Here is a 1,638-nt window from a genome sequence, read left to right on the forward strand (position 1 = left end):
CCACTGAAACAACCATGGCTATGCTACGCATCGCCACCAACTACCATGAAAATGAATTTCTAAACGAAATAGAAGTATTCATTTAGAAAAATATGGAGATATAGTTAATAACAATACGACCAGACTGATAACATTCTGGTGGATCCGAAAGAAAGTGGGATACCCTGTCACTGAAACTGGTTGTGAAAGTATAAAAGTACCAACTACTGTGCTTCGAGCATGTATACAAAAATTTTGTAACGCGATTACTTTCATTTGTATTGTTAACTATATCAAAGATAAGGTGGTTCTCTGATGGAAGCAATGATTGAACGATGTGCAGGCTTAGATGTACATCAAAAAACGGTTGTAGCTTGTGTATTATATGGTTCATTGGATAAAAGACCAAAAAAAGAAATTAAGACTTTCTCCACTACGACAAACGGTCTATTGAGTTTGAATGATTGGCTCACCTCCTTCCAAGTAACCGATGCAGTAATGGAAAGCACTGGAGTTTATTGGAAACCAATTTGGAACATCTTGGAGGAAAATTTCCAACTTATTCTTGCCAATGCGAAACATGTTAAAAATGTTCCTGGTCGAAAAACGGATGTAAAAGATGCGGAATGGCTTGCCAAACTTTTACGCAGTGGTCTGATTGAGAGTAATTTTGTTCCACCGGAAGATATTCGTGATTTACGAGATCTTACCCGTTATCGAACCAAGTTAGTTCAAAATTGTACGCAAGAAAAAAATCGTATCCACAAAATTTTACAAGATGCGAACATTAAACTTACTTCCGTTCTTTCAGAGATTTTTGGTGTATCCGGACGCCGTATTCTTGAAGCGATCATCCAAGGTGAAAAAATCGATGAAGTCTCCCTTCGAAAAATGGTGCATCATAAAGTAAAAGCAAACTTCTCTGAGATAGCTAACGCAATAAATGGCCGTCTCCGTAGACATCATCGTTATATGTTACGTCAACATTGGGAGCACATGACTCACATTGAGAAACAGATTATAGAACTGGAAGAGCAAATTGATTATTGTCTTAAACCCTATCGTAAAGAGTTAGAATTACTAGACACTATACCCGGAATAAACAAAGACGGTGCAGCCATTTTCATTGCGGAAATGGGTGTTGACATGACCGTTTTTAAATCAGAGAAACATTTAGCCTCATGGGCTGGGGTTAGTCCGGGAAACAACGAAAGTGCTGGTAAAAAAAAACAGAGTAAATCCAAAAAAGGAAATAAGGCATTAAAAACGATAGCGGCAGAATGTGCACTAGCGACACTTAGTCAAAACAATCGCATCTCTTCCTTTCAAAAAAGAATCATGAAACGCCAAGGCAAGATGAAGGCGCGTATTGCTACAGCCAATTTAATTTTGAAAATTGCTTATAACATCTTAGAAACGGGAGAGCCATATCAAGAACTCGGTCCAGAATACATGATAGAAAAACAACAAACCAAAGAATTAAAGATGGTTGAATACCTTAAAAGGAAAGGATACAAGATTACATCGGCTGATCAAGAGATAGCTTAGATTCTAAATTACATGTGAAGTATCAATTTTATTTTCTCAAAAAATCAAATTTGAGAGAGCTGCTTTCCTGTTGTCTTTTTAGAGCAATTTTCATAAGTGTTTTCATACAAA

At 36.8% G+C, this 1,638-nt stretch carries 1 protein-coding gene; it reads left to right on the forward strand.

Going from position 1 to position 1,638, the window contains the following annotated elements:
- Positions 1–294 precede the first annotated feature (294 nt).
- Complete coding sequence (locus ACDX78_RS23135) at positions 295–1,527, forward strand: IS110 family RNA-guided transposase (RefSeq protein WP_486031205.1); 1,233 nt, start codon at positions 295–297, stop codon at positions 1,525–1,527.
- The last annotated feature ends 111 nt before the right edge of the window (positions 1,528–1,638 follow it).

The organism is Virgibacillus oceani, assembly GCF_041521345.1.
Taxonomy (GTDB): domain Bacteria; phylum Bacillota; class Bacilli; order Bacillales; family Amphibacillaceae; genus Virgibacillus_N; species Virgibacillus_N oceani_A.

What these genes read in the sequence shown, in the direction of transcription:
- ACDX78_RS23135 (WP_486031205.1), top strand. Translation starts at nt 295, where the DNA reads ATGGAAGCAATGATTGAACGATGTGCAGGCTTAGATGTACATCAAAAA.